We start from the raw sequence: 25,882 nt of genomic DNA on the forward strand, positions 1-25,882 counted from the left end.
TAAACGCTTCGATTTCAAATGTCCGATCGAAGTGATGAGTGAGGTGATGCAAAAGGCCATTGCGATGCGGCACGATACTCCCACTTCGATTCAATAACCGTGTTGCACTCAGCTCCTGCAACCGCCCCCTGTAAAAACCGTACAGGAAAAATTGCGGGCTACGACCAACAGCTCTCGCCCCTTTACGGCGTTATACGACAGCGAAAACCAGCCGACACCAAAGCCGCTGACGCTACTTAAAAAACTCATGAACCTCTTCAAAAGCGACGATGCTCAATCCAAGAAAAGCAGCTTGCCTGATGGATCGGACATCGCACTAGAACACCTGTACGCTGACATTTTGAATCCGCATACAAAAAGAACCTTGAAGGATGCATTCACCTTCATCGAGCGGGTCAATAAATTTTTAGCATTACCCAGCCCGGAGACTGCTCGGGAGATGGGTTTTGAATCGTCTGGCACTGCCAAAGGACATTTTTCCAGAGTCCTGGATTATTGGATCGGAAATTTGCGAGAACTACTTGAATTATCCGATGACCGCCTTGCAATACAGCTAACCATGACCCGAGCGATAGTAGCTCGGACCAGTCTTCAAAAAGTTAAGCTTGACGCGACACCTGACATCACCGACATATCCCCGCCGCCGGTCACATAGGCGATCGGATAACACAAAGACACATCACCGGGAAAATTCGCTGGCGTATTTGCGTCGATGATCTTGGTGTTATCCGCCCCAATGTTGCGAAGCCGTTAGGGTGAGAACGCCTTAACACCGCCGTCAACTGCCTGAAAATGCACCCTGGCGATAGGAGTGAGCGTTTTATGCAAGCGCAAAGACAGAGAGAGGCACAGCTTTGATGGGTATTTCGTAATAAGTGAACACACATGGAAAATTTATCCAACGTAGCGCATGGAAAAACTCGCGGTAGCGCGACCCATCTCGCCCCTAGCCAACCAGTTGCGCCTCACCAACACCTCTCCGGCTGCGCTTTGTCAACTGGTAACGTTTCAAGCGTCCTGACTCCGATTAAGGAAAGCGCACCACTCAATCAAACCCGGCGCTCAGATCAAATAGTCGTAAAAAAAACACAAGAGCAGTTCAACAAAGAGCTCATCGACGAGGTCAATCGGCTGTTGAGCCAGCCGAATGATCTCACCGCCAGAAACATGGACAGGGGTTTTGAAACTGTAGCCGACGCGATAAGGCAATTGATGCAGGAACTTCTATTGGTCGCGGAACAACTGAAAGAACAGATTGAAAACGTCGACTTAAGTAACACCCCTTCAACCAGCAAATATTTCTTGGACCTAAAGCATCCGCTACACCACGTGAAGCAAGCAATTGAAAACCTGAAAAGCCTGGAATCGACCTACGACAAGAGCGCGCATCGCCAGACACCTGGGTTGTTTTCACGCATTCGCCTAACCTAATGATCCCGGTGCGACTTTGGCAATGATGTCTTATGCGTATAACGCCGCTGTGAGAACAGCTTTGAAACTGATATTTATATATCATACATGGAGTTAGTCAAGATGACAGAAAATATACAAACAGCCTACAGCTTCGCTAGCGCAGCTAGGCGATACATTGCTTACAGCCCGCCCCCCGCCCCGATCTCGCCAACAAAAAACAATATATGGGCTTCGCTGGAATCAGTGAGCAACACTACTTATCTTTTACACCCTATAGCCAAGCGGGCTACTCCCGAAAAACCTGCATCGCTGTTTAAAAGACTCATTCAATTTTTCCAATGCGAAAAGTCGACGACTCTACACAGGTTTGATTTTTTTGGTGCTCCTTTTGATATTGACGTTAGCGCCATCAGACGTTCACGTCCAGGTGAGGAGTTACACATCAGGTTCAGCAAAGAAATAATCAGTCTTTACCGGAGAACTCTGGTTATAGAAAGAGACTGCCAATCTAAATTCGAAAAAACCGCCCCAGAAAAAGAACGAGTTATCATTGCTCAGAACCTGAAGAAAACCCGGGATCAACTTGAACACACTCAAGCAGAACTTGAACGACTGAAAATTGCTTGCGGCAAACACCATATTTATGACATTGAACTAAACTTGCTAATTGACACTTGCTCATCATTCAGAAAAAAACTCGAGACGGGGCTTATTGCGTATATCGACAAACATCGTACCGTCTCAACTGAAAAGATAAAACAACTCTGCTCGGAGAGCGGATGCCTTGTCGAGAAGACCGAGCAACTGCTGAAAACAACCGATCACAAATTTAGTAAAAACGCAAAAAAAATCCGAAAAGACGTACTTATGGAAAACATCGATCACTCCCGGACCGCAATAGAAAATGCACTCGACGCAATCAGAAATAATATGACCTGGTACTCGAATCCCGAGTTTATGGAACTACATAACGCACTCAAAAAATCTAACGAGGCAGCTCGCAAACTGAATTTTAAAGAGTTTGATAAAAAACTGGCTGCTGTTACTACGGAAATCCCACGTGCAAAACTGAAAAGCCCTCGTAGCCCAACACAAACTAGCTATTGAGCCTGTTCCTGAAAAGTAGCGTTTTATACAAGGCAATGGTACAGAGACAAAAGTATCGTTTCTATTTAGACTTCTCTGCTGGAGCATAACCATGGCAACTGCGAAGCCTGTCGCCAATATTGGTATACAAAGCAAATCCTCTTTTCCGGATCCAGAAGCAGAGCACGCTAAAGACAGCTGGACCGCTTCATTGAAGGGGAGCCGTAATGCTCCCGGCAGCCTCTATTCCATAAGCAGCAAGTGCAAAGTGTCTGACGACGAAAAAAACCTGTGGCAAAAAATCGTGTATTTCCTCAGACACACATTTTGCGCTTCAAACCGATTTTTCCATGTTGACCGATCGACCCCTCGCGCAGTTTCCTTTGACGTACTGGCGATCAAAAAATCCATTCCGGGTGATCCAGTCCATATTGATGCCCGGGGAAAAATACAGACGCTCGACCAGGAGTGTTGTCTTTTACATGCGCACTATGAGCACTTTGCCAATGCATCCACCACGGGCGATCATTCTTCGTCCAAGATGCGTGAGATCAGACAAACGAACCAAAGTCTTCTCGATGACTGCATCAAACTCAAGGCCGCTTTGGGCAAAAAGAGCTCACATGATATTGGCCTCGACGTTTTGATCACGGCCTACCAGTCGCCCTTTCAAGGCCTTCGTGTCGATGCTCCGACTACGCCGAATCACGACTGAACTCGCCTATAAAACATCATCGACCCGCTCATTTTCCGTACACCCACTTCCACTTTCTGGTCTTGATGACGGGCTTGGCCCCGCTGGGCAAAGGGCGTCAAGGGCGCCCTATAGGAAGATCTTCTTGAACAGTGCGCGGTAAAAAGTACCGTAATGAGTACCCTCCCCTGTGGTACCCCTTTGATTAATCTTTTTCAAATGCGCTCTGGCGAAAGATTCAGCAGGTGTATCAGCGGCCGGGTAATGCATATGGGCGTAAGCCCAGGGTTGGCCGCTGACCGTTATCTCAAACTCATCCAGGAAGTCCGTTTGTCTGGACTGGCTGTTAGTGACAGGATCGAACACCATGCGCTTACCGGGCCTCCTGCTCACTGTCTGGGTAATGCCCAGTAGACCGAGATCACTCAAATACATTAAGTGCTCAGGCGTCGGCGGGGCGCGTAAAATCCGCTCAATGCGTGTGCTTTGCCCTTTCTTGACAAGATCTGCCGCCCTAGTCTCCAGGGTTTGGGCCATGTTACCGGCACTCTCGCGATCCGCTGCAGTGGGTAACCCCTGCTTACTCTCTTCGACTTCGGCGGCGAAGGTGCGGAGCTTATTGGCTTGGTACTCAAGAAGATCATATGCGCTCCTGGGACTCGACCAAGATTGGCTACGAATGTAATCGGCCATCTTTTCGCCTTCGGCCACTTCCAACAACATGTTTTTCATCTGCTCGGACAACTCACTCAAACTGACTTTACTGGCGCCAGTTTTAGCACCACTGGCCCTGTCGGGAGGCGAATATTTCAAAAACAGCTGCTGGTTAGGCGAACGAATATAGGTTGCCGTGCGCTGACCACGGCTGTTCAAGATATCAATAATACCAGCATTGTCAGAGCGCGGCTTGCCAGTCAAGGTGAGCACTGTTTTCGGATTGTCATCCGCTTGCGCATTGAATTTGACTCGATTGGTTGGCGTACTGCTGACAGGTTTTTGGGGTTTCGATGGGGCAGCCGACTTAGGAGGGCGCTTGGACAACTGGCGTGAGCTTGCAGCCCGCGCAGTCGTTTTGTCTGCTGCGGTGAGGGGTAGTTCATCGAGCTTGTTCATTAAGCGAGTTCGCTCTTCTCGCAACAAAACCCGAAAACGTTCGATCGTTTTAATCACACGCACCCGAGCAGCGGCTGTCTCTTTAAGCTGGTTCGCCATACCGCTTTTATGGAGGACCTGTCTTACTAAGTCGCGGGATCCAAGCCCTTCTTCAAGAATTTCAGCGTATGATTTTTTTGTCGAATTATAAATATCACTGATCGAATGGTAGGTTTCATCCAGTTTGAGCAACGCGTGAAGACGTTCTTCTATTGCGACCCTCTGTTTTGATGCAGAACAAAGTTTCGGCCCCTCCAAATCCAACCGTCTATTGGCATGGTGGATATTGGCCGCATGATTCAACTCGCCGGCAAGGCCCTCACTTTTGCTGGCACCTTCCAGCAGGAGATAAATCCTCCATATATGTTCCGCGCTTAAGATACGGCTCAAGTCTTCCAACACTTCAAGCCAGTTATCTTCGAACTTAACAGCGGCCAACCTCGCGACCTCTTTCTTCTGTTGTAATGCCTGCAGTTTTTGTTTGCGTCGCGGATCCGGCATCCCACTTTTCGAGCCGCGTAGGGCATGGCTCTTGTTCAGATCACCAGGGTTCGGATCGTCACGCGAAAACCGGGCCGGAACCTGGCGCGAGGCCGAGCCGACAGCGCTACCCAAAGGCAATCCTTCAGCGCAGGGACAGTTCCCAGTGGTCACGAGCTCCTGGCTCAAGGCTGTGCTCTGCGCAGGCGCAGGCGACCCTGGAGCTTGGGCAGCGGCCGATGGTTGACTCGACTGTTTAGATTTAACAGCGTCCAGGGTGCCTCTCCTGTCTCAGGGTGTCTTGATCGATGCCTGTCGTGTGCGCTGGCAAGCTGCGCCCGGGACAGGGCCGCCATTAAGCGTCAGCGCACAAACCATTTTTTACATAAAACGCTCGAAACCCCGGCGAACGACCCGGTAATGTGTAATCCAAGAATTCCGGACACAGTCGCTACCGGACCGCCAACACAGCCGATCATCGCCACTCAGTACGGTTTTAGTCCGAGTGCCACGTCGAGACGTCATATGTGAAGACAGCAAGGCAGGCGTCATCCTGCATCACGTGCAGCGCCAACGAATCGTTCATCGTTTACCAAGCGGGAATGGGTGCCCCGAGCTTTCTACCAACCACAAAAATAACGCACGTACTAGCGGCACCCCCTTAAGACGCGCGGGCTTTTTAACGGGAGGCTTGAGCACCTCCGCCTCTGGGTTCTCGATGCCTTGATCGACGGACGCTGGCTTTTCAACGTGGTGGTTGAACACTGACACCTTCGAAGCATCTGCGCGTTCGTAGGTTGCCTCCCCGCTGTTGGTGCGCCCGTAGCTGGGCGCAAGCATTTCATCCAGTTGGTTGAGGTCGTCCCGTTCCGACGCCTCTGCGCGCTTGTAGGCTTCCTCCCCGCTGTTGGTGCGCCCGTAGCTGGGCGCAAGCGTCTTATTCCGCTGGTTGAGGTCGCCCCGTTCCGACGCCTCTGCGCGTTCGTAGGCCTCCTCCCCGCTGCCGGTGCGCCGGTAGCTGGGCGCAAGCGTCTTATTCCGCTGGTTGAGGTTGCCCCGTTCCGAGATCCGTACGCCACGCTGCTGTACGCCGGGACCCCCTGCCGGGGCCGGAACGGCAGCATGTTCACGGTCTTCAAACGGCAGAAAATTGGAAGCCTGAACATCAAGGGCGGCGTCGGACGCCAGCGGCGGGGACATTGCCTGGAGCGCTTTGTATCCCACATACGTGAGGCTCGTTATCGCAATGCCGCATCCCATTATAAGGGGGGCGCGGGGCGCTCCGTGATTGGCCATCGCAAAGCCTGCCCCCGCCAGCATCTGCCCTGCCGCTTCAGCGTTGCTGAGAAAGCTCTGGCCTTCACTGCCCATGTCAAAGGTAGAATGAGCGTTGACCGACAGGTCGGCTGCCATAGCCCCGGTCAACACGACCGCAGAACTCGATTGATTGGCAATCGTCTTGCGCTGACCTTCGTCTGTCAGTGCCCCGGCGCGGGCCTGCGGGTCGGAAGGGAACAGTAAACGAGCCAGATCCTCCGCCGACTGTGCAGGACATTTTTGAAATTCCGCTGCACGCTCCAAGTCCTGGAGCGGCAGTTGTTCAATTATTTCCTGAACTGTCTTAAAGCCCTTTTTGATTTCCCCGACGACTCTATTCATTAACAGGTCAAAGTGGATTGGCGCAGGAGAATCGCACACCTTGTTCACCAAACTCGCTATGACCTCGCTTAAACCGGTGGTATCCACCCCGTGCTTCTCTAGTCTCTTCTTGACGTAACTATCCGCAAGGTCCTTTTTGAGCAGACGGTCGGACAATTCCGTAGTTTGGTCGGTGCCGCAGCGCTTGTTGCCTTGCAACACATTAAGCAACTTTTCCATGCTGCCAGCGCTGCCCTCTAAAGAGGTATCCATAGGCTGGAGGAAGCAGTAGCCGCGACCGTCTTTGCCAGCCCCGTTCGTTGTATTCAAAAGTGTATTTGGAATCATGTACGGATGAGTCACGCAGGCCATGGGGAACTCAATACCGCGCGCTGTAAGACTCGGCAATCTAGCGCTAACATCAATCATTATGCCTCTCCTGCATTGGGTGACTTCGATCAAGCCCTGTCCTGCGCGCAAGCCACGTCGACGGGATACAGGCACAGCAATTAAGCGCCAGCGCCCAGGCAGCCTTTTTCAAAAAACGCTCGAACTCCACGTGACCGACGTGCAGATGTGTAACTTGAAAACTCCAGGCACGGTGGCCACACGCCCCCACCCTGCAGGCGCAAGCTCGCACACATTGGTTCTTCATCTGATTCAGGACCTTCTCCCCGCCTGCTATGATGCGCAACACCTCCGCCCGCCCAGGACCGCGTCGCTCGCCATGGATTACCGCAAACCCTCCGACCGCAAAAGCATGCATTCGCGCATCGTCCAGGACCTGGGCATGCAGATAGTCTCCGGACGCTTCAAGCCCGACGACAAACTGCCCGCCGAAGCGCTGTTGTGCGAAGAGTACGCGGTCAGTCGCCCGGTATTGCGCGAAGCCACCCGGGTGCTGGTCGCCAAGGGCCTGGTGTATTCCCGGCCGCGAGTCGGCACGGTGGTGAAGGCGCGCAAGGAATGGTACATGCTCGATCCGGATGTGTTGCATTGGCTGATGCAAAGCAGCCCGCAGAATGAGTTTTTCGACCTGTTGACCAGCGTGCGCAGCATCATCGAACCGGCTGCGGCCGCCCTCGCTGCGCAGCACGCCACCGATGCGGACATTGCCGCCATCGGTGAGGCTTACCAACGCATGGAAGCGGCTCCTACGCCTGAAGCGTTGTTGCAACCGGATCTGGATTTCCACAGCCGCATCGCCGACGCCACCCACAATGACTTGCTGGCGAACCTGTGCAACATGCTGTCGGTGGCGATTGGCGAAGCGTTGAAGCATTCCAACCAGCGGCCGAACCTGCATGAGCTGGCATTGCCACGGCACAAGGCGATTCTGACGGCGATCGAGAATCGGGATGCGCTGGGGGCGCGGCATGCGACGTTGGTGCAGCTGGATGATGCGCGTAGTGCTTTGAATGTGGTGCTCGGTACGGAATTGTCGTAGAGCAAAGTCAAAAGATCGTCCGAACGCGGCCCGAGCCTTCGGCAGCTCCTACATAGACCAGGTACACCCGCAATTCGGCGTTGCATGCAATCCTTGTAGGAGCTGCCGCAGGCTCGGGCCGCGTTCGGACGATCTTTTGATCTTGGCGCCCACAAAAAAGCCGCAACCTGAGTTGCGGCTTTTCTATTTCAGCCCGGGATCAGTGAGCGAACAGCGAGTTGCCCTTCTGCCCCGCCAGTTTCTCCGGTTTGATCAGGAACCGCGCCAGCGCCGGCAACAGCCACAGCGCGCCGAACATGTTCCAGAGCAACATGAAGGTCAGCATCAGGCCCATGTCGGCCTGGAACTTGATGGCGGAGAAGATCCAAGTGCACACGCCGATGGCCAGGCACAGGCCGGTGAATAGCACCGCTTTACCGGTGGACTTCAGCGTCTGGTAATACGCCTCTTGCAGCGGCAGGCCGGCACGCAGGAAGCTTTCCAGGCGGCTGTAGATGTAGATCCCGTAGTCAACGCCAATCCCCACACCCAGCGCCACCACCGGCAGCGTTGCGACTTTCACGCCGATGCCCATGAAGGCCATCAGGGCGTTGCCCAGTACCGACGTCAGCACCAGCGGCAACACGATGCACAAGGTCGCCGCCCAGGAACGGAAGGTGATCATGCACATGGTCGCGACGCAGATGTAGACGAGGATCAGGATGGTCAGCTCCGACTCCTTGATGACTTCGTTGGTCGCCGCTTCGATCCCGGCATTGCCGGCCGCCAGGATGAATTCCAGGCCGTCCTTATTGTTTTCCTTGGCGAACTCCTGCACTGCATGCACCGCGCGGTCGAGGGTCTCGGCCTTGTGGTCGTTGAGGAACACCAATACCGGCGCCAGGGAGCAGCTGTTGTTGTACAGCCCATCAGCCCGGGCGATGGAGTTGTTCAACACATCCGGGTTACGTGACAGGGTTTCCCATTTCAGGTTGCCCTCGTTCATGCCCTTGATCATCTGCTTGGACACGGTCACCAGCGAGATCGCCGACTGCACGCCCTCGGTGTTCTGCATTTTCCACATCAGCTCATCGATCGGCGCCATGGCTTCGTAGCGCGAGCAACCCTCGGACTTGGTCTTGACCATCACCACCAATACATCGGAGCTGGTGGAGTAATTGCTGATGATGAAGTTGTTGTCCTTGTTGTAGCGCGAGTCCGGACGCAGTTCCGGTGCGCCCTGGTCGAGATCACCGATTTTCAGGTTCTGGCTGTACCAGAGGCCGCCACCGAAAGCGATCAGGGCCAGGACAATCGAGATCGGCGCGACTTTCGGGCTGGCAAAGTTCGACAGCAGGCGCCAGAACGGGTGTTCGCGGTTTGCATCCTTCTTGCTGCGCTCCACGGCGCGCTTGCTGATACCGACGTAGGAAATAGCCACTGGCAGCAGGATCAGGTTGGTAAACACGATCACGGCCACGCCGATCGACGCGCCGATCGCCAGCTCGCGAATGACCCCGATGTCGATGATCAACAGCGTGATGAAACCCACCGCGTCCGCGAGAATCGCGATCATCCCCGGCAGGAACAACTGGCGGAACGTGCGCCGCGCAGCGGTCAGGGCGTTGTCCGCCTCGCTCGATTGCAAGGCGATGCCGTTGATCTTCTGCACACCATGGGAGATCCCGATGGCGAAGATCAGGAACGGTACCAGCATGGAATACGGGTCAAGCCCGAAGCCGAAGAAGTGCATCAACCCGAGCTGCCAGACCACCGCGACCAGCGTCGTGCTCAATACCGCCACGGTGCTGCGCATGCAGTTGGTGAACCAGTACAGCAGGATCATGGTGATGACGAAGGCCACGCCGAAGAACATCACCACCATCACCAGCCCGTCGATCAGGTCGCCGACTTTCTTGGCGAAACCGACGATGTGGATCTGGACGTTGGGGTTCTGTTTCTCGAACTTGTCGCGGATCTTGTCTTCCAGCTCGTGGGAGAACTTGCGGTAGTCCAGGGCCAGCAGCTTGCCCTGGTCCTGCGGGTCCGGGTAGGACTCCAGCAACGGGATATCGACGATGCTGGACTTGAAGTCGTTAGCCACCAGTCGCCCGACTTGCCCGGACTTGAGCACGTTGTTGCGCAGCAGGTCGAGGCTTTCCTGGGAACCGTTGTAGCTCTGCGGGATCACTTCCCCCCCGGCAAAGCCTTCTTCCGTCACCTCGGTCCAGCGCACGCTGGGGCTCCACAACGACTTGAGGCCGGAACGGTCGACGCCGGAAATGTAGAACACTTCGTCGTTGATCTGGCGCAGGGTCTCCATGTATTCCTTGGAGAAGATGTCGCCGTCAGTGGCTTCGACGGAAATGCGTACCGTGTTGCCCAGGTTGGCCAGGTCGTTGCGATGCTCCATCATCTTCTGGATGAAAGGATGTTCCAGGGGGATCATCTTTTCGAAACTGGTGGACGGTCGAATCAGCGTCGCCTGCCAGAACAGGAAAATGCTGACCAGCAGGCAGATGGTGATCACTGCCGGGCGGTTGTTGAAAATCAGGCGTTCGAGGAACGTCGCCTTGTCCTGGTGATGACTAGTCATGGATGTCATAGCTCCGCCTTCTTGTTATTTGCCCAGCTCGGCGCCGGTTAGCGAAGTAGCGCGAACGCCGCCCTGTCCTGCCAGAATCAGATTGCCATTGCCCGCCGCTGTCACCGCCGAGACGGAGATGCGGTCGGGGCGATTGAACACACTGAAGGTTTCGCCATTGTCGGTGCTGCGCACCACACTGCCGCCGTTGCCGACGATGACGATGGAGCCGTCGTCGAGCAAGGTCGCACCGGACAAGCCGAACTCCAGCATGCCACGGGTGGCCTGGAGTTCAACCGGCTCCCAGGTGGTGCCGAAATCGATGGAGCGAAACAGATTGCCGCGCAGGCCGTAGGCCAACAGGGTGTTGGCTTGAGCGGTACCGATCACGCCAAACAACGAGCCTTCGTATGGGCCTTCGAGTTTTTCCCAGGTCTGGCCCCAGTCGGCAGAACGGAACATGCTGCCCTGCTCGCCCACGATGAACAGGCCGGCGTCCTTGACGGCGGCAATGCCATTGAGGTGGAACTGGTCTTCGTTATCCAGGCGATCGCTGACATCTTCCCAGTGCTTGCCACCATCGCTCGTGGCCAGCAGCGCGCCGTAGGCGCCCACGGCGAAGCCGCTGTTGGCGTCCTGGAACCAGACGTCGAGCAGCGGCGATTCACGTTTGAGGTCTTCGAACTGTTTGGTCCAGGTCACTCCCCCGTCTTCACTGGCGAGGATTTGCGCGTCATGGCCGACCGCCCAGCCATGCTGGTCGTCGACGAAGAACACCGAGGTCAGCAGTTGCCGGGTTGGCACCTTGGCCTGGGTCCAGGTGGTGCCCTGGTCATCGGAATACAGGATGTGCCCGCGATCGCCAACGGCCACCAGGCGCTTGCCGGCGTGCACGACGTCGAGCATCAGGCTTTTGCTGGCCCTGGCCGATTCAACGGAATAAACAACGTCGGATGCCGACGCGGCAGCGGCCAACACAGGCGCCGACCACAGGCCACAGCCCAACAGCGAGAGCGCTGTAGCCAGCAACGCGATTTTGCGCAATGCCGGCGGGCGGCAGTTGCCCACACCCATGACAGGCTCACTCATAGACCTTTCCCCCATTATTATTGTTAGGTCGTTCAACCCTTCAGGGCGCCGTAAGGGTGCTCATGCTGATTGCCTGTTCTGGAGCATAGTCCTGAAATGCGCAATCTAGAGCCCCTTCGGAAGCTGGCTTATCCTATCGGGGTTTGGAAAGGTCTGACAATCGACGCCGCGTTATCTTTTGTTAACTGGCGGGATAAGGGGTGCGGGTGAATGCCAGGGTATTGAAAGAGGTGATGACACCCCGTAGGAGCTGCCGAAGGCTGCGATCTTTTGATCTTGATCTTCGGCAATCTCAGGCCCGCCAAAGCAAGATCAAAAGATCGCAGCCTTCGGCAGCTCCTACAGGGGTACAGTTCAGCGAGGAATCAGGGACAGAGTGCGGAGGGATATCACGGACAAAGTGCAGCGGGATATCACGGGTAGAGTGCAGTGGGATATCAGGGCCAGATTGCCGCAGGATATGGTTATCCTGCGGCATCGGGATCAGGCCAGGCTTTTGCTGACCACCTCAAACACATCGCTGGACAGTTGGCCCGAGGCGCGAATGCGCTCCAGTTCGCCTTTCATCAGCGCCTGGCGGGCCTCGTCGTATTTGCGCCAGCGGGTCAGCGGCGCCAGTTGCCGGGAGGCGATCTGTGGGTTGAAGCCGTTCAGCTCGATCACCAGATCCGCGAGGAAACGATAGCCAGAACCATCGGCCGCGTGGAAGTTGATCAGGTTCTGCCCGGCAAATGCACCAATCAGGGCGCGGACCTTGTTCGGGTTCTTGAGGTTGAACGCCGGATGTTGCATCAACGCCTTCACCCGCTCCAGGCCGCCCGGTAACGGGCTGCCGGCCTGGACGCTGAACCACTGGTCCATGACCAGGGGATTGTCCTTGAAGTGCTCGGCAAAGCTCGCCAGGGCCAGGGCCTTCTGTTCTTCGAATGGCGAGTTGACCAGTACCGCCAGCGCCGTCAGGCGCTCGGTCATGTTGTCGCTGGCCTCGAACTGCTCCAGGGTCGCGGCCAATACTTCGGCTTTTTCACTGAGCATCAGGTAGGACAGCGCGATGTTTTGCAGGGCACGACGCGCGAAGTGTTCGGCTTCGGCAACGTAGGGCGTTTTCTTCGACAGGTCGCGGTTGGCCTGGTAACGCAGCCACAGCGGCTCGAACAGGTTGTTCGCCAACTGCTCGCGGGCAAACTCCCGGGCGGCATGGATGGCGTCGACGTCGGCCACTTCACTGATTTCCGTCAGGTAGGCTTCGCCTGGCAGCGAGAGCATCTCGGCGACCATGGCCTGGTCCAGTGTTTCGTCGGTCAGCACGCTGTGCAAGGCTGTAATCAGACGCTGGTCGAGCACCAGCGCTTCACCTTTCTGGTAATCGCCAATCAGTTCCTGCAGCACCTGCACCGACAATTGCTGGCCGGCTTCCCAACGGTTGAAACCGTCAGTGTCATGCTGCATGAGGAACATCAGTTGATCGCGGCTGTAGGGGAAGCTCAGCTTCACCGGCGCCGAGAACCCGCGCAGCAGCGAAGGCAGGGGTTGTTCGGCGATATCGACGAAGGTGAACGTCTGTTCGGCTTCGGTCACCGAAATAACCCGCGAAGTACCCTGGGCACTGGCTTCGCCCTGCAGACGCAGGGCTATTTCGCCGCCCTGGCTGTCCAGCAGGCCCAACTCGACCGGGATCACGAAGGGTAGCTTCTCGACCTTGTCGGGGGTGGCCGGGCAGCTCTGGCGGAAGGTCAGGCTGTAGGTTTTCGCGGCGGCATCGTAAGACTCGCTAACGGCCAGGCGCGGGGTGCCAGCCTGGCTGTACCAGCGTTTGAACTGGGTCAGGTCGACACCGTTGGCGTCTTCCATCGCCTTGATGAAATCGTCGCAGGTCACGGCCTGGCCGTCATGGCGTTCGAAGTACAGATCGCTGCCTTTGCGGAAGCCTTCGGCACCGAGCAGGGTGTGGATCATGCCCACCACCTCCGAGCCTTTTTCGTAAACGGTCAGGGTGTAGAAGTTGGAAATCTCGATGAAGCTGTCCGGGCGCACGGCGTGGGCCATGGGGCCGGCATCTTCGGCGAACTGGTGGGTACGCAGGTAGGCCACGTCCTGGATGCGCTTGACCGTGGCCGAGTTCATGTCGGCGGAGAAACCGGAATCGCGGAATACGGTGAAGCCTTCCTTGAGCGACAGCTGGAACCAGTCACGGCAGGTCACGCGGTTGCCCGACCAGTTGTGAAAGTATTCGTGGGCGACAATCGCCTCGACGCGCTGGTGAGCGGCGTCGGTCGCGGTCTCGGCCCGGGCCAGCACGGCGCTGGAGTTGAAGATGTTAAGGCCCTTGTTTTCCATGGCGCCCATGTTGAAGTCGTTCACCGCGACAATCATGAAGATGTCCAGGTCGTACTCGCGACCATAGACTTCTTCGTCCCAGCGCATGGACTTCTTCAGGCTGTTCATGGCGTGCTGGCACTTGTCGATGTTTTCCGGCTCGACGTAGATGCGCAGCGCCACGGAACGGCCGGTCATGGTGGTGAACGTGTCTTCGACGCACCACAGGTCACCGGCCACCAGCGCAAACAGGTACGCCGGCTTCATGAACGGGTCTTCCCAGGTTGCCCAGTGCCGGCCGTCTTCGTCAGAGCCTGAAGCGATCGGGTTGCCGTTGGACAGCAGCACCGGGTAGCTGTGCTGCTCCGCCATTACCGTGGTAGTGAACTTGCTCATCACGTCCGGGCGGTCGAGGTAATAGGTGATCTTGCGGAAACCCTCGGCCTCGCACTGGGTGCAGAACATGCCGCTGGATTTGTACAGGCCTTCCAGGGCGGTGTTGGTTTCCGGGTGGATCCGCACGCTGGTGTCGACCGTGAACGCAGGGCTGGTCGGGTGCAGGGTCAGATGATTTTCGCTCAGCTGGTAATCGCTCTCGCTCAACTCGCTGTCAGCCAGGGCGACCGACAGCAGTTCCAGCTGCTGGCCATCCAGCAGCAGCGGCGGCAGGCCGGGGCCGCGCTCGGGGTTACGGCGCATCACCAGTTGCGCATGGACCAGGCTGTGGTCCTCGAACAACTCGAAGGTCAGGTGCGTCTCGTCGATCAGGTACTCGGGCGCCTGATAGTCCTTCAGGTAGATCATCTTCGGTTGTTCGGTGCGCATGCTGGAGTCCTTACTGATGCACGGCGAGCTGATAAGCCGTGTATTTACGAATATTGATGACGCCGGTGTCGAAGATCAGGTATTGGCCCTTGATCCCCAGCAGCGTGCCTTCGGCAATCGGGTTCTTGTCCAGGTTGAAGCTGACGATCTTGGCCGGGTATTGCTCGACCGGATAGTGGATTTCAATGGGCTCCACGTCGGCAATGGTCTGGATCGCCTGCAGGCCGAATCGTTCCTGCAAACCTTGCAGGCCCTCGGCGCAGCTGTCGAACAACTGGTCACGGATTTGCGCCAGGTCCACGGACACTGCCTCGCCCTTGAGTAAAGCACGCCAGTTGGTCTTGTCCGCGACCTGACTGCGGAACAGGTCCTCGACAAAGCCCGACTGCTGGCGGGTCGACGCCCGCATGATCGGTAATGCCTGGCGCGCGCCCTGATCGATCCAGCGGGTCGGCAGCTGGGTGGCGCGGGTAATCCCCACTTTCACCCCTGACGAGTTGGACAGGTAGACGATGTGATCGGTCATGCAGAACGTCTGGCCCCACTCCGGATCACGGCAGGTGCCGGCGTCGAAGTGACAACGTTCGGGGCTCATGATGCACAGGTCACACTGGGCCAGTTTGGTCATGCACGGGTAGCAGTAGCCCTGGCTGAAGCTGGTCTTGGTCTTGCGTCCGCAATGGGAGCAATGGATCGCCCCCAGGTACTCCAGGCGTACTGTGGTGCCGATCAACGGATTGACCGGCACCTCGGCATCCCCCAGACGAAACGCGTATTGCACATTCGGCCCGTCCAGGCGCGCCGACATCTTGCTGATTGCACCGCGGCCAATCTCGATCAATGGATGGCATCCGACTTGAACAGGATATTGGGCACTTCAATCGACTTGGAACTGCACTCCTGCGGGCCCATGTAGCCAGTGCGCTGCTCTTCAGGCAGGTTCTGGATTTCCCAGGCGATCATCGCCTGCAGCGACAATTCCCGTTGTTCGGCGGTGAGTTTGCCACCATCGGACCATTTGCCGATTTCCACCGCCAGTTTCAGGCTCTCGTAGATATCGGGGGTGATGTTCTTGATCATTTCGTTAAAAGAGGACATTGGGTCTCCGCGCTCTTTATTCACAGCAAAAAATTCAGGCAGCCAGTTTACGGCGGTTGTACAAACCGCCCAACAGGCCTGTGAAGCATCCGATGAGTAACCCGCCGACGTGGGCGGCGTTGGCAATTTCGCCGAAGCCGATCATCGAGACCAGCCCGGACAGGCACAGCACCAGCCATACCAGCATCATCACCAGCACGCCGCGCGGCAGGCGATACGCCGGGTTGGGCGACAGCAACTGGAAGATCCAGCAGTGCCCGAGCAGGCCGTACAGCACCCCCGATAAGCCGCCGAACAGGGTCGGGCCGCTGAACAGGTACTGCGCGTAATTGGACACCAGGCTGAACAGCAGCGTCAGGCCGACCAGGTTGATGCTGCCCTGGCGCGACTCTATGCGCCGTCCCAGCTCCCAGTACCACATGCCGTTCATGGCCAGGTGCAGGATGCCGAAGTGGATCAGCATCGGTGTCACCAGGCGCCACCACTGCCCTGCCGCGAGGCTGTCCGCCAGCGGCACGAAGTGGATGTACTCGCCGACGATGCGGAAATCAAGGAAGGTCAGCCAGCGCATCGTACCGAGGTTTTCCCCCAGCAGCGTGACCGCGCCAACGATGATACTCAGCAGCAACACCAGCGCCGTGGCCTTGGCGTAGCGCAGTTGCTCGACAAAACCCGGCCGATGAAGGGGTTGTGCTTGCGGGATATCCAGTTGCTGGTCGGGGTCGCCGGCAGGAAAACGCTCGTACAGTGAGCGCACGTCCTCGCTGATGTTGGCCGGCACCCAGAGCACCTGTTCACCCGCCTCCTCGCTGACCCGGTGCGGCACCTGCATGTGCTGCAGCAGCTTGACGAATCCGCTCAGGTCCACCGCCAACGGCAGGCGCAATACGGCCACCGTACTCATTGCAACACCTCCGGCCGCTCGACATCGACCCAGACGAACTTGTTCGGATCGAGGCGGGTTTCCTGGTCCAGGCGATAGGCGACCAGTTTGCCGTAAAGCACCGCGCTGTAATCCAGGCAGGCCAGGTTCGGGCGAATCGGTGCCGGTTTGCCGCTGCGCCAGTAATGCCCCACGAACAGCAACGGCTCGTGCGCACCATAGCGCAGCAGATTGGTTTTTTCGGAAGAGGACAGCGGCGTCCGGGCCACCGGATCAGGTAAGGCGTCAGGCTGGAACACAATGTCTCCGTAGGTTTGCGGGTCGTCTTCCCAGAACTTGGTGCGAAAGAACGAACGCGTCAGGCCATCGCCGCTGGTCATGGTCAAGCCATCGGGCAGGCGCATGTCAGTGCCGCGCAACAGCCGGTCGAACACGGTGCAGGCAAAACTGCCGGGCACGGCCGACGCCTGGAGGAAATGCTCATCGACGCAGCCGTTGGGGAAAAGCGCCCGCAGCGGCTCGATCAGGCCGGCATCCCAACAGGCATGCACCACCCTGAAACGCCCGGCATCGACGAACAGCGGCATTTCGTAAAACCATTGCAGGAAGTCGTGCCAGTCCGCCGGATGGTCCTCGAACTGGGTCAGGGTTTCATGCAGCAATCGTGCGTGGCGCGGGGTGTGCTCGCGCACGAACTGCTTGCCGCTGCCCGGCAGCGCCGGCGTGCTCCAGCCCAGGGCGTTGAACTCGTGATTACCCATGATGCACAGCGCCTGGCCAGCTTCGACCATGTCATGGACGATGTGCAGGGCCTCGCGAATGCGCGGGCCGCGGTCGATGATATCGCCCACGAATACCGCCATGCGCGACGTGTGCCGCCAGACGCCACCGTGCTTTTGATAACCGAGCCGGTCGAGCAAGTGCTCAAGGGTCAGAGCGCAACCGTGCACGTCACCGATCAGGTCGTAGCTACGCGCGGGATCAAGCATCAGTCGCCTCCACCACCCAGCCGGCTGCCCCAGCCGAGCTTTGTCCGGCAGACTTCATAATAGTTATGGTCCAGCGGGTGGATCAGCCGCAGTTTCTGGGCCTTCTTGCTGATGGTGATGGTGTCACCCGGCGCGCAGGTGAAATGGTTCTGCCCATCACAGGAGACTTGCGGATAGATCTGCATATCCTTGGACACGACGATTTTCAGCTCACTGTTGCCATCGACCACAATTGGCCGTCCCGACAAGGTATGGGGGTACATCGGCACAATCACAATAGCGTCGAGCTTGGGGTGCATGATCGGGCCGCCCGCTGACAGCGCATACGCCGTAGACCCGGTCGGCGTGGCGACAATCAGGCCGTCGGCTTTCTGGCTGCAGACGAACTGGCCGTCGATGTACAGCTCGAACTCGATCATTCGCGTGGACTTGCCCGGGTGCAGCACCACGTCGTTCAGTGCATCGCCCTGACCGATGGCCTCGGCGTGCCGGCGGACTTCGGCCTGGAGCAGGAAGCGGTTTTCCACCAGGTAGTGGCCGTCGAGCACTTCGGCGACTTTCACTTCCAGCTCATCGGGGCGAATGTCGGTCAGGAAGCCCAGGCTGCCGCGGTTGATGCCCAGTACCGGAATATTATGCCGGGCCAGCGCCCGTGCAGCGCCGAGCAGGCTGCCGTCACCGCCGACCACAATCACCATGTCGCACACTTCGCCGAGCATCTTGCGCGATGAGGTCTGCAGGCCATGCCCTGGCAATACTTCGGCGATGGTGTCTTCCAGGATCACGTGCAGGTGACGATCGAGCAGAAACCGTTTCAGTCGGCGAACGGTATCCAGCACCTGCGAACTGCCGAGGCGACCGATGATGCCGATATTACGAAATTGCTCCATGGGGCCCCTAGTGTCTGTGCCGGCGAAAAACACGATTATGGGCGAAACCCGGCCGCAGACAAAATCCTTTCAGCCACAAGGGGCTACTCGTGTTTCAGGCTATGCTCGCAAGATGATCCTATTTCCAGATTTGCTGCAGTTGCCCCACCAGCTACGCCATCCCGAGGTGCGTGACCTGGCGTGGGTCATTCTCGCGCCGCCAATGCTCAGCCAGACGCCATGGCCGCAGCGCCATCCGCTGGCCGGCAGCGACTGGGTACAGGCGCCGCAGCGCCTGGAAAACTGGCTGCGCCAGCTCGATCGTGACAGTTATGACTTGCTGCATTGGCTGGCCCAAGCCCGGACCCGGCGGCTGGGTTTGTATTACGAGCGCCTGTGGCAGTACGCAGTGCGCAATGCGCCCGGTATCGAGCTGATCGCAGCGAATCTGCCAATCCGCCGCGAGGGTCACACCTTGGGTGAGCTGGACATGCTGTTGCGCGATCGCGACGGTGTGCACCATCTGGAACTGGCGATCAAGCTGTACCTCGGCCCGCAGCATGGCGATGGCCGAGATACCGGGCAATGGCTGGGGCCCGGCTGTCACGACCGGCTGGACCGCAAGCTGGCGCACCTGAGCCAGCACCAGCTGCCCATTTCGGCGCGCCCGGAAAGCCGTGCCGTGTTGGCGGCCCTGGATATCCAGCAGTTCAGCGCGCACCTGTGGCTCGGCGGCTACTTGCTGTATCCCTGGCCGGGCACAGCCGAGCCACCCAGCGGCGCGCATCCCCACCATTTGCGTGGCAGCTGGCTGCATCAGAAAGACTGGGCGACATTTGTTACCCGGCGTCCCGGCGGACGCTGGCAGCCCCTGCCCCGCCATGCCTGGCTTGCGCCTGCGCACTACCCGGCAGAGCAGACCTGGAGCCAGGGGCAACTGGATGCCTGGTTGGGCGAGCTTGACCCGCAGGCACCGGCGCAGCTGCTGGTGCGGCTGGAGGAAAATGCCGAGGGGGATTGGCAGGAAGCCGAGCGGTTGTTTCTGGTGGCGGATCTTTGGCCGAACGTACCGGGTGGTGGTTGAGTTTTTTGATGACCCCTGTGGGAGCGAGGCTTGCCCGCGATGGGGCCACCTCGGTCACAGGGTTAACCGCACCGCCAAAGCCGCCAGAGTCACCAGCAGCACCGGCACCGTCAGCACAATCCCCACCTTGAAGTAATACCCCCAACCGATCTTGATTCCCTTGCGTTCCAGTACATGCAGCCACAGCAAAGTGGCCAGGCTGCCGATGGGCGTGATCTTGGGCCCCAGGTCGCTGCCGATCACGTTGGCATAAATCATCGCCTCCTTCACGACACCGGTCGCCTGACTGGCATCGATCGACAACAGGCCGATCAACACCGTCGGCAGGTTGTTCATGATCGACGACAGCAGCGCCGTCAGCACACCGGTACCCATCGCTGCGCCCCAGACGCCATACCCGGCAAAGCCGTCCAGCCAACCGGCCAGATAACCCGTGAGCCCGGCGTTGCGCAGGCCATACACCACCAGGTACATGCCCAGGGAAAAGACCACGATATGCCAGGGAGCTTCCTTAAGGACCTTGCGGGTGGAGATCTTGTGGCCTTGCGCCGCAATCACCCAGAGCAGAGCCGCACAGACGGCAGAAATGGCACTGATCGGAATCCCCAGCGGCTCCAGGGCAAAACAGCCCACCAGCAAGATGACCAAGACCGCCCAGCCGGCATAAAAAGTCGCCTTGTCATGGATCGCGCCGGCCGGCTCTTCCAGCTGTTCGGGGTCGTAATCCTTGGGGATGTCACGGCGGAAATACCACAGCAGCACACCCAGGGTGGCCAAGACGCTGACCAGGTTGACCGGCACCATCACCGCCGCGTAGCGGTTAAAACCGATGTTAAAGAAGTCGGCGGAGACGATGTTGACCAGGTTCGACACCACCAGCGGCAGGCTGGCCGTGTCGGCGATAAAGCCGGCGCCCATCACGAACGCCAGCGTCGCGGCAGGCGAAAACCGCAGTGCCAGCAACATGGAAATCACGATAGGCGTGAGAATCAGTGCAGCCCCGTCATTGGCGAACAACGCCGAGACCAGCGCACCGAGCAATACCATGAAGGCAAACAGTTTGCGTCCGCTGCCGCGCCCCCACCGGGCGACATGCAGCGCCGCCCAGGCGAAGAACCCCGCCTCGTCCAGCAACAGGCTGATGATGATCAGCGCAATGAACGTCCCGGTGGCGTTCCAGATGATCTGCCACACCAGCGGGATATCGCTCCAGTGCACTGCGCCAAACACCAGTGCCAGCACGGCGCCCAGCACTGCACTCCAGCCGACACCCAGGCCTTTGGGTTGCCAGATCACCAGGGTAATGGTCAGCAGGAAAATCAGCGAGGCGGTGAGCATGCAGGAGCAGCCTTCAAAAATCGATGCAACATACAGGATCCCGAAGACCGCTCCTATCCCAATGAACGCTGTTTATCAGACCTTCTTGTGCTGCTCTACCCAGCGCCCGTAAGCGTCAATGAATTTCTGCAGAAACGGCTTCACCGACTCGGACAGCTTGCCCGCCTCATCAAACGCCGACCCCGCCCCACTCAGGTACGCTTCCGGTTGCTGCATGAGAGGCACGTCGAGAAACACCATGGACTGGCGCAGGTGATGATTGGCACCAAACCCGCCGATCGCCCCCGGGGACACGCTGATCACCGCGCCTGGCTTGCCACTCCAGGCACTCTGCCCGTAGGGCCGCGAGCCCACGTCAATTGCGTTTTTCAGCGGGGCCGGTACAGAACGGTTGTATTCCGGAGTGACGAACAGCACCGCGTCGGATGAACTCACGTGTTGCCGGAAAGTACTGTAGGCTGCCGGCGGTGATTGACCATCAATGTCTTCGTTATAAAGCGCCAGGTCGCCGATTTCGACGATTTCCAGCTTGAGATTTGCCGGAGCCAGTTCAGCCAGGGCCAGTGCAACCTTGCGGTTGATCGATTCCTTTCTCAAGCTGCCGACCACAACGGCGACCTTATAGACATTGCTCATGGAAGATTCTCGACTGTTCAACGGAAAGAACCTGTAGTTATAGATGACGATTCACCCAGGACGCGACCGAAAATTCGCCCCTGCGACTATTTTTTTCTTGCAAGAAAACTTACTTCGCCCAAGCACGGTCTACACACCGCAAATTGAGTGATTTATCTCCAGAGGTTCTAAGCAGATGGCAGCAGTACTTGTCGGTCAGTTCCATGCAAGAGATGCGGAAGGCCGCGTCTATTCAGTGCATGAGTTCCAGGAATCCACCCCGTCGGCAGACGGCCTAACCGGCTCGGTGCCTGTCACCACCTACAAGCTGGCCATCGGTGACCGGGTCAAGAAGCTCGATGACAACCAGTTCCTGCTGATTCAATCGGATGTGACCATCGTTCGCGAGCCGGATACCTACGTCGGCAAGCTGCCGGAAACGAACGTCGCCTCATAACCTGCCGTTATGAGCAGAAGTCAGATGCGCGGACATGAGTTAGGATTCAAGCACTGAATCCTTCATCTGCCGAACATGGACTTCACGCATGCGTTTACGTCATATCGAAGTCATCCAGGCGCTGTTGCAGACCGGTCACCTGGGCACCGCGGCCGAATGGTTGCAGTTGCCAGTGGCCGAGGTGGAACGCACCCTGCGCGACGCTGAAGACCAGCTGGGTTTCATGCTGTTTTCCAGCGTCCGTGGCCGCCTGCAAGCCACGCGAGAAGCGCGGGAGTTGCAGGTTGAAATTGCCCACGTCTATGAAGCACTTGAGCCGGCCCAGCGCCTGGCCAGCAGCCTGAAGCAATACCAGGCGCCCCCCGCTGCGAATCATCTGCACCCCGCCCCTGGCGCACAAACTATTGCCCCACGCCATTGCCGCCCTGCGCCGGCGTCTTCCCGATGCACCTTGCACCCTGCTGACCCAACCCACCCGCGGCATCGTCAAGCGTCTGCTCCTGCGCGAAGCCGACCTGGGCCTGAGCCTGCACGACCCGCACCATGCCGATATCGATTGCCAGGCCATCGCCCAAGGCAAGATCCAGCTGCTGGCACCCCATGGCTGGCTGCAACCCAAACAGAAATACATTTCGCTGCAGGACCTGGCCGGCCAGTCGATGGTCGGCCTCGACGGTCATGATCCGCTGAGCCTGGCGCTGGAGCACAAACTGCATGCGCTACGCCCGGCCCCGGTCATCCACACCCGGGTGCAGACGCACCAGATGATGCGCAGCATGGTCGAAGCCGGGGAAGGCCTGGCGCTGGTAGATCCGTTCACCGCCCTGGGAGCCAGGACCGCCGAACTGGACACCTGCCCGCTGGCACCCGCGGTACCGATCAGCCTGTATGCCCTGAGCCTGAAAAACGCCGAACCTTCACCGGCGGCTCAGGCCCTGCTGGAGATCATCACGGAACAAGCCGTGGCGATGTTGGCGAACTGAGCGGCATGACCAGCGGATCATCAAACAATCGATACCAGAACAACGCGACCTCGGCCGTATTGGGATCGATGCCGCGATAACGCAGGTAGTCGATGCCGCCTACCACGTAGCCGCAACGCTCGTAGAGTCGGCAGGCACCCAGGTTGTTGTTCTGGGTTTCGAGCATGATGCCTGGCAGTTTCTTTTTCCGCGTCCAGAACTGCGCGACATCCAGCAGGGCTTTGGCGACACCGTGGCGCCGCGCCGGCGCATGCACCGCCAGCTCGTCGATATGGGCAAAGCCGTTCCAGTTGGTGCTGACCACCAGATGGCCCACCGGCTCATCGTCCAGATAAGCCATGAACACCGCGCTATCAGCCGCATCGCGAAAACTGCTGAACTCTTCAGGGTCAATTCCGTAGCACTTTCGATACGGCGTGATGGGCGTCACGGGCCACTGCTCCACTGGCTTGCCGACTTCGGCGGCGACATAAGCCGAGACTTCAAAACTGAAATCGCTGCCCCAGATATAGGGGGCAAATCCATCGTCAGCGACTCGTACCGACAGCCCTGGGTATTTGGGATTCATAACCGGTTGCATGCTGGGAAAGGTCCTCATTCCTTGATGCAATCGACGGTGTAGTACCGCCCATTGCCCTCATCTTCGTGTTGCAAGCCGTGCACATCGGCGACAAAGCCGGGAAAGCTGCTGTCGAATGTGCGGGCAAATGCCAGGTAATCGTTGATTGAACGGGTGGCGTCGGTAAAACGCTCGCCGGGCATGATCAACGGGATTCCTGGCGGATAGGGTACCAGCATCACGGCAGCGATCCGCCCATCCAGGGCATCGATCGACACCGCTTCAACGTCGCCGCGTACCAGGTGATCATAGGCGTCAGACGGTTTCATGGCGATCTGTGGCAGTACGGTATACATGCGCTTGAGGTGTTTGGCCGTGGCGTTGCTGCGGTAACAGGCGTGCAGTTGGTCACACAAGTCACGCAAGCCCATGCCCCGATAGCGATCGGCATCCTCTTGCGCGATGCACGGCAGGCAACTCGCCAGGCTGACGTTGGCATCGTAGCTGCGCTTGAATTCCAGCAACTCAGTGAGCAAGGTGCTCCATTTGCCCTTGGTAATGCCCATGGAAAACAGCACCAGGAACGAATACAGCCCGGTCTTTTCCACCACCAGGCCGCGCTCCCAGAGGAATTTGCTGACCACCGCCGCCGGAATCCCGCGCTCGCTCAAGGCACCTCCCGCCGTGAGGCCGGGCATCACCAGGGTGACCTTGATCGGGTCGAGCAGCACGTAATCGTCGGTTACACCAGCAAAGCCGTGCCAGTCGGCGTCAGGCTGCAGCAACCAGTCTTCGGTGACCACTTGTTTGATGCCTTCCACCGAAGGCGGCTGCCAGATCGAAAACCACCAGTCATCGGCGGCGATGTGCTGGCGCAGGTTGGCCAGGGCGCGCCGAAAACTCAGGGCTTCATCGAACATTTCCTGCAGCAGCGAGCGCCCCGAAGGCCCTTCCATCATCGCCGACGCCACATCCAGCGAAGCGATGATGCTGTACTGCGGCGAAGTGGAGATGTGCATCATGAAGGCTTCGTTGAAGCGATCGCGGTCCAGTTGGCGGGCCCCACCGTCCTGCACGTGAATCATCGAAGCCTGGCTGAACGCCGCCAGCAGCTTGTGCGTGGAATGGGTGGTGAAGACCAGCGGGCTGTCCGCGCTGCGCGAGGTCCCCATGCCGTAGCGCCCGGCGAAGAACTCATGGAAGGCCGCATAGGCGTACCAGGCCTCGTCGAAATGCAGCACCTCGACGCTGTTGCCCAGGCTCTGCTTGATCAGTTCGGCGTTGTAGCAAAGGCCGTCATAGGTCGAATTGGTCACCACCGCCAGCTTGACCTTGGGCGCCCGCCCTTTGGTCAACGGACTGGCATCGATCTTGGCCTGGATCGTCTCGCGGCTGAATTCGCTCAAGGGAATCGGGCCGATAATCCCCAGTTCATTGCGTTCCGGGCACAGGTACAGCGGAATAGCCCCGGTCATGATGATCGAATGCAGTACCGACTTGTGGCAGTTGCGGTCCACCAGCACCAGGTCATCCCGGGCGACCATTGAATGCCAGACGATCTTGTTGGCGGTGGACGTGCCGTTGATGACGAAGAAGGTGTGATCGGCACCAAAGTTACGCGCCGCGCGCGCCTCGGCTTCGGCCAGCGGGCCGGTGTGGTCCAGCAGGGAACCCAACTCTGGAACCGACACCGACAGGTCCGAGCGCAGGGTGTTTTCCCCGAAGAACTGATGAAACGCCTGCCCTACCGGGCTCTTGTGATAGGCCACGCCACCACCATGCCCGGGGGTGTGCCACGAATAATTGGAGTCGGCGGTATGCTGCACCAGCGCCTTGAAGAACGGCGGCAACAGACCGTCGAGGTATTTGCGTGCCGCGCGGGCGACCTGGCGGGCCAGAAATGGCACGGTGTCTTCGAACAGATACAGGATGCCGCGAAGCTGGTTGAGCTCGGCCATGGCATCCGCCGGAGCGTTTTCCAGGGTCACCTGTTCGCCGAGGGCAAAGATGGGCAGATCCGGCGCGCGAACCCGGGCCAGTCCGATCAGCTCGGCCATATTCTGTAACAAATGTGAATTGGCGCTGGCGTCTTCACTGGCGATCAACATGCAGGAAAGACCGTGATGGGTCGAAGCAACCAGGCGTCCCTCGGCGTAGTCCATCGCCGAGACAATGCTGAAGCCTTCCTGCTCCAGCTCCCGGGCGATGCCGCGCACCCGATCACCGGCTACGGTGTCGGCCTTGATGTCGCGATGGACGATCAATACCGGGAATTTCAAGTCTTTATACATTGGGCTCAGGATC

Annotated in this window: 21 protein-coding genes and 1 pseudogene; 8 read left to right on the forward strand and 14 right to left on the reverse strand. The window is 58.2% G+C overall.

The features are described from left to right. Positions 1–247: 247 nt before the first annotated feature. The 4 genes from IMW75_RS11750 to IMW75_RS11765 all read left to right on the forward strand — a co-directional run bounded on the left by IMW75_RS11750 (position 248) and on the right by IMW75_RS11765 (position 3,214). On the forward strand, positions 248–655 hold the full coding sequence (locus IMW75_RS11750) for a hypothetical protein (RefSeq protein WP_205892697.1): 408 nt from the start codon (positions 248–250) through the stop codon (positions 653–655). Positions 656–885: 230 nt separating this feature from the next. Further along, a complete protein-coding gene (locus IMW75_RS11755) occupies positions 886–1,431 on the forward strand; it encodes a hypothetical protein (RefSeq protein WP_205892698.1) in 546 nt (181 codons plus the stop codon). Between the two features lie 102 nt (positions 1,432–1,533). Further along, positions 1,534–2,520 (forward strand): hypothetical protein, encoded by a 987-nt coding sequence (locus tag IMW75_RS11760; protein ID WP_205892699.1) that lies wholly within the window; start codon positions 1,534–1,536, stop codon positions 2,518–2,520. Positions 2,521–2,611: 91 nt separating this feature from the next. After that, complete coding sequence (locus IMW75_RS11765) at positions 2,612–3,214, forward strand: hypothetical protein (protein WP_205892700.1); 603 nt, start codon at positions 2,612–2,614, stop codon at positions 3,212–3,214. 108 nt (positions 3,215–3,322) lie between these two features. Here the strand turns inward: IMW75_RS11765 and IMW75_RS11770 are convergent, their stop codons facing one another. Both IMW75_RS11770 and IMW75_RS11775 read right to left on the reverse strand, forming a co-directional pair. Continuing rightward, positions 3,323–5,014 carry a hypothetical protein gene (locus tag IMW75_RS11770; RefSeq protein WP_205892701.1) on the reverse strand — a complete coding sequence of 564 codons (1,692 nt, stop codon included), beginning with the start codon at positions 5,012–5,014 and terminating at the stop codon, positions 3,323–3,325. A gap of 393 nt (positions 5,015–5,407) precedes the next feature. Beyond that, positions 5,408–6,892, reverse strand: a complete 1,485-nt coding sequence (locus tag IMW75_RS11775) for a hypothetical protein (protein WP_205892702.1) — start codon at positions 6,890–6,892, stop codon at positions 5,408–5,410. 298 nt (positions 6,893–7,190) lie between these two features. Between IMW75_RS11775 and IMW75_RS11780 the strand changes: the two genes are divergently transcribed. Beyond that, positions 7,191–7,910 (forward strand): FadR/GntR family transcriptional regulator, encoded by a 720-nt coding sequence (locus IMW75_RS11780; RefSeq protein WP_205892703.1) that lies wholly within the window; start codon positions 7,191–7,193, stop codon positions 7,908–7,910. A 199-nt stretch (positions 7,911–8,109) separates the two neighbouring features. On the opposite strand, the gene IMW75_RS11785 is transcribed toward IMW75_RS11780, so the two are convergent. From IMW75_RS11785 to IMW75_RS11820, 8 genes are all read right to left on the reverse strand, one after another. Beyond that, entirely contained in the window at positions 8,110–10,485 is a 2,376-nt protein-coding gene (locus IMW75_RS11785; RefSeq protein WP_045061637.1) for an efflux RND transporter permease subunit, read from the reverse strand. A gap of 24 nt (positions 10,486–10,509) precedes the next feature. Further along, positions 10,510–11,562, reverse strand: coding sequence for a WD40/YVTN/BNR-like repeat-containing protein (locus tag IMW75_RS11790; RefSeq protein ID WP_205892704.1), 1,053 nt, complete (start codon positions 11,560–11,562; stop codon positions 10,510–10,512). Positions 11,563–12,045: 483 nt separating this feature from the next. After that, positions 12,046–14,703 carry an aminopeptidase N gene (gene pepN, locus IMW75_RS11795; RefSeq protein ID WP_205892705.1) on the reverse strand — a complete coding sequence of 886 codons (2,658 nt, stop codon included), beginning with the start codon at positions 14,701–14,703 and terminating at the stop codon, positions 12,046–12,048. A gap of 10 nt (positions 14,704–14,713) precedes the next feature. Continuing rightward, complete coding sequence (locus tag IMW75_RS11800; protein WP_045061592.1) at positions 14,714–15,544, reverse strand: DUF2797 domain-containing protein; 831 nt, start codon at positions 15,542–15,544, stop codon at positions 14,714–14,716. Beyond that, positions 15,541–15,801, reverse strand: coding sequence for a YeaC family protein (locus tag IMW75_RS11805; RefSeq protein ID WP_045061593.1), 261 nt, complete (start codon positions 15,799–15,801; stop codon positions 15,541–15,543). The genes IMW75_RS11800 and IMW75_RS11805 overlap by 4 nt, the downstream gene beginning before the upstream one ends. A 34-nt stretch (positions 15,802–15,835) precedes the next feature. After that, positions 15,836–16,705 carry a rhomboid family intramembrane serine protease gene (locus tag IMW75_RS11810; RefSeq protein WP_205892706.1) on the reverse strand — a complete coding sequence of 290 codons (870 nt, stop codon included), beginning with the start codon at positions 16,703–16,705 and terminating at the stop codon, positions 15,836–15,838. Continuing rightward, complete coding sequence (locus IMW75_RS11815) at positions 16,702–17,673, reverse strand: metallophosphoesterase (protein ID WP_045061595.1); 972 nt, start codon at positions 17,671–17,673, stop codon at positions 16,702–16,704. Before IMW75_RS11815 ends, IMW75_RS11810 begins: the two co-directional genes overlap by 4 nt. Then, the gene (locus IMW75_RS11820) at positions 17,673–18,563 is read right to left on the reverse strand and encodes an NAD(+) kinase (RefSeq protein ID WP_010459816.1); all 891 of its coding nucleotides are present in this window, start codon (positions 18,561–18,563) and stop codon (positions 17,673–17,675) included. Before IMW75_RS11820 ends, IMW75_RS11815 begins: the two co-directional genes overlap by 1 nt. 112 nt (positions 18,564–18,675) lie before the next feature. Between IMW75_RS11820 and IMW75_RS11825 the strand changes: the two genes are divergently transcribed. Then, positions 18,676–19,626, forward strand: coding sequence for a DUF1853 family protein (locus tag IMW75_RS11825; protein WP_205892707.1), 951 nt, complete (start codon positions 18,676–18,678; stop codon positions 19,624–19,626). Between the two features lie 54 nt (positions 19,627–19,680). Here the strand turns inward: IMW75_RS11825 and IMW75_RS11830 are convergent, their stop codons facing one another. Together IMW75_RS11830 and IMW75_RS11835 are read right to left on the reverse strand one after the other, a co-directional pair. Continuing rightward, complete coding sequence (locus tag IMW75_RS11830) at positions 19,681–20,964, reverse strand: arsenic transporter (protein WP_205892708.1); 1,284 nt, start codon at positions 20,962–20,964, stop codon at positions 19,681–19,683. 75 nt (positions 20,965–21,039) lie between these two features. Beyond that, positions 21,040–21,600, reverse strand: a complete 561-nt coding sequence (locus IMW75_RS11835; protein WP_045061598.1) for an NADPH-dependent FMN reductase — start codon at positions 21,598–21,600, stop codon at positions 21,040–21,042. A 175-nt stretch (positions 21,601–21,775) separates the two neighbouring features. Between IMW75_RS11835 and IMW75_RS11840 the strand changes: the two genes are divergently transcribed. Beyond that, positions 21,776–22,036: a hypothetical protein gene (locus tag IMW75_RS11840; protein ID WP_045061599.1), complete on the forward strand. Its 261-nt coding sequence runs from the start codon at positions 21,776–21,778 to the stop codon at positions 22,034–22,036. Between the two features lie 88 nt (positions 22,037–22,124). Next, positions 22,125–23,019: pseudogene (locus IMW75_RS11845) on the forward strand (LysR substrate-binding domain-containing protein). Here the strand turns inward: IMW75_RS11845 and IMW75_RS11850 are convergent. Together IMW75_RS11850 and IMW75_RS11855 are read right to left on the reverse strand one after the other, a co-directional pair. After that, positions 22,985–23,599, reverse strand: coding sequence for a GNAT family N-acetyltransferase (locus IMW75_RS11850; RefSeq protein WP_205892709.1), 615 nt, complete (start codon positions 23,597–23,599; stop codon positions 22,985–22,987). The pseudogene IMW75_RS11845 and the gene IMW75_RS11850 overlap by 35 nt on opposite strands. 14 nt (positions 23,600–23,613) lie before the next feature. Then, complete coding sequence (locus IMW75_RS11855; protein ID WP_045061602.1) at positions 23,614–25,869, reverse strand: Orn/Lys/Arg family decarboxylase; 2,256 nt, start codon at positions 25,867–25,869, stop codon at positions 23,614–23,616. Positions 25,870–25,882: the final 13 nt, after the last annotated feature.

The organism is Pseudomonas gregormendelii (assembly GCF_017114825.1).
Lineage (GTDB): Bacteria > Pseudomonadota > Gammaproteobacteria > Pseudomonadales > Pseudomonadaceae > Aquipseudomonas > Aquipseudomonas gregormendelii.

What these genes read in the sequence shown, in the direction of transcription:
- IMW75_RS11750 (WP_205892697.1), top strand. Translation starts at nt 248, where the DNA reads ATGAACCTCTTCAAAAGCGACGATGCTCAATCCAAGAAAAGCAGCTTG.
- IMW75_RS11755 (WP_205892698.1), top strand. Translation starts at nt 886, where the DNA reads ATGGAAAATTTATCCAACGTAGCGCATGGAAAAACTCGCGGTAGCGCG.
- IMW75_RS11760 (WP_205892699.1), top strand. Translation starts at nt 1,534, where the DNA reads ATGACAGAAAATATACAAACAGCCTACAGCTTCGCTAGCGCAGCTAGG.
- IMW75_RS11765 (WP_205892700.1), top strand. Translation starts at nt 2,612, where the DNA reads ATGGCAACTGCGAAGCCTGTCGCCAATATTGGTATACAAAGCAAATCC.
- IMW75_RS11775 (WP_205892702.1), bottom strand. Translation starts at nt 6,892, where the DNA reads ATGATTGATGTTAGCGCTAGATTGCCGAGTCTTACAGCGCGCGGTATT.
- IMW75_RS11780 (WP_205892703.1), top strand. Translation starts at nt 7,191, where the DNA reads ATGGATTACCGCAAACCCTCCGACCGCAAAAGCATGCATTCGCGCATC.
- IMW75_RS11785 (WP_045061637.1), bottom strand. Translation starts at nt 10,485, where the DNA reads ATGACTAGTCATCACCAGGACAAGGCGACGTTCCTCGAACGCCTGATT.
- IMW75_RS11790 (WP_205892704.1), bottom strand. Translation starts at nt 11,562, where the DNA reads ATGAGTGAGCCTGTCATGGGTGTGGGCAACTGCCGCCCGCCGGCATTG.
- pepN (WP_205892705.1), bottom strand. Translation starts at nt 14,703, where the DNA reads ATGCGCACCGAACAACCGAAGATGATCTACCTGAAGGACTATCAGGCG.
- IMW75_RS11805 (WP_045061593.1), bottom strand. Translation starts at nt 15,801, where the DNA reads ATGTCCTCTTTTAACGAAATGATCAAGAACATCACCCCCGATATCTAC.
- IMW75_RS11810 (WP_205892706.1), bottom strand. Translation starts at nt 16,705, where the DNA reads ATGAGTACGGTGGCCGTATTGCGCCTGCCGTTGGCGGTGGACCTGAGC.
- IMW75_RS11815 (WP_045061595.1), bottom strand. Translation starts at nt 17,673, where the DNA reads ATGCTTGATCCCGCGCGTAGCTACGACCTGATCGGTGACGTGCACGGT.
- IMW75_RS11820 (WP_010459816.1), bottom strand. Translation starts at nt 18,563, where the DNA reads ATGGAGCAATTTCGTAATATCGGCATCATCGGTCGCCTCGGCAGTTCG.
- IMW75_RS11825 (WP_205892707.1), top strand. Translation starts at nt 18,676, where the DNA reads ATGATCCTATTTCCAGATTTGCTGCAGTTGCCCCACCAGCTACGCCAT.
- IMW75_RS11830 (WP_205892708.1), bottom strand. Translation starts at nt 20,964, where the DNA reads ATGCTCACCGCCTCGCTGATTTTCCTGCTGACCATTACCCTGGTGATC.
- IMW75_RS11835 (WP_045061598.1), bottom strand. Translation starts at nt 21,600, where the DNA reads ATGAGCAATGTCTATAAGGTCGCCGTTGTGGTCGGCAGCTTGAGAAAG.
- IMW75_RS11840 (WP_045061599.1), top strand. Translation starts at nt 21,776, where the DNA reads ATGGCAGCAGTACTTGTCGGTCAGTTCCATGCAAGAGATGCGGAAGGC.
- IMW75_RS11850 (WP_205892709.1), bottom strand. Translation starts at nt 23,599, where the DNA reads ATGCAACCGGTTATGAATCCCAAATACCCAGGGCTGTCGGTACGAGTC.
- IMW75_RS11855 (WP_045061602.1), bottom strand. Translation starts at nt 25,869, where the DNA reads ATGTATAAAGACTTGAAATTCCCGGTATTGATCGTCCATCGCGACATC.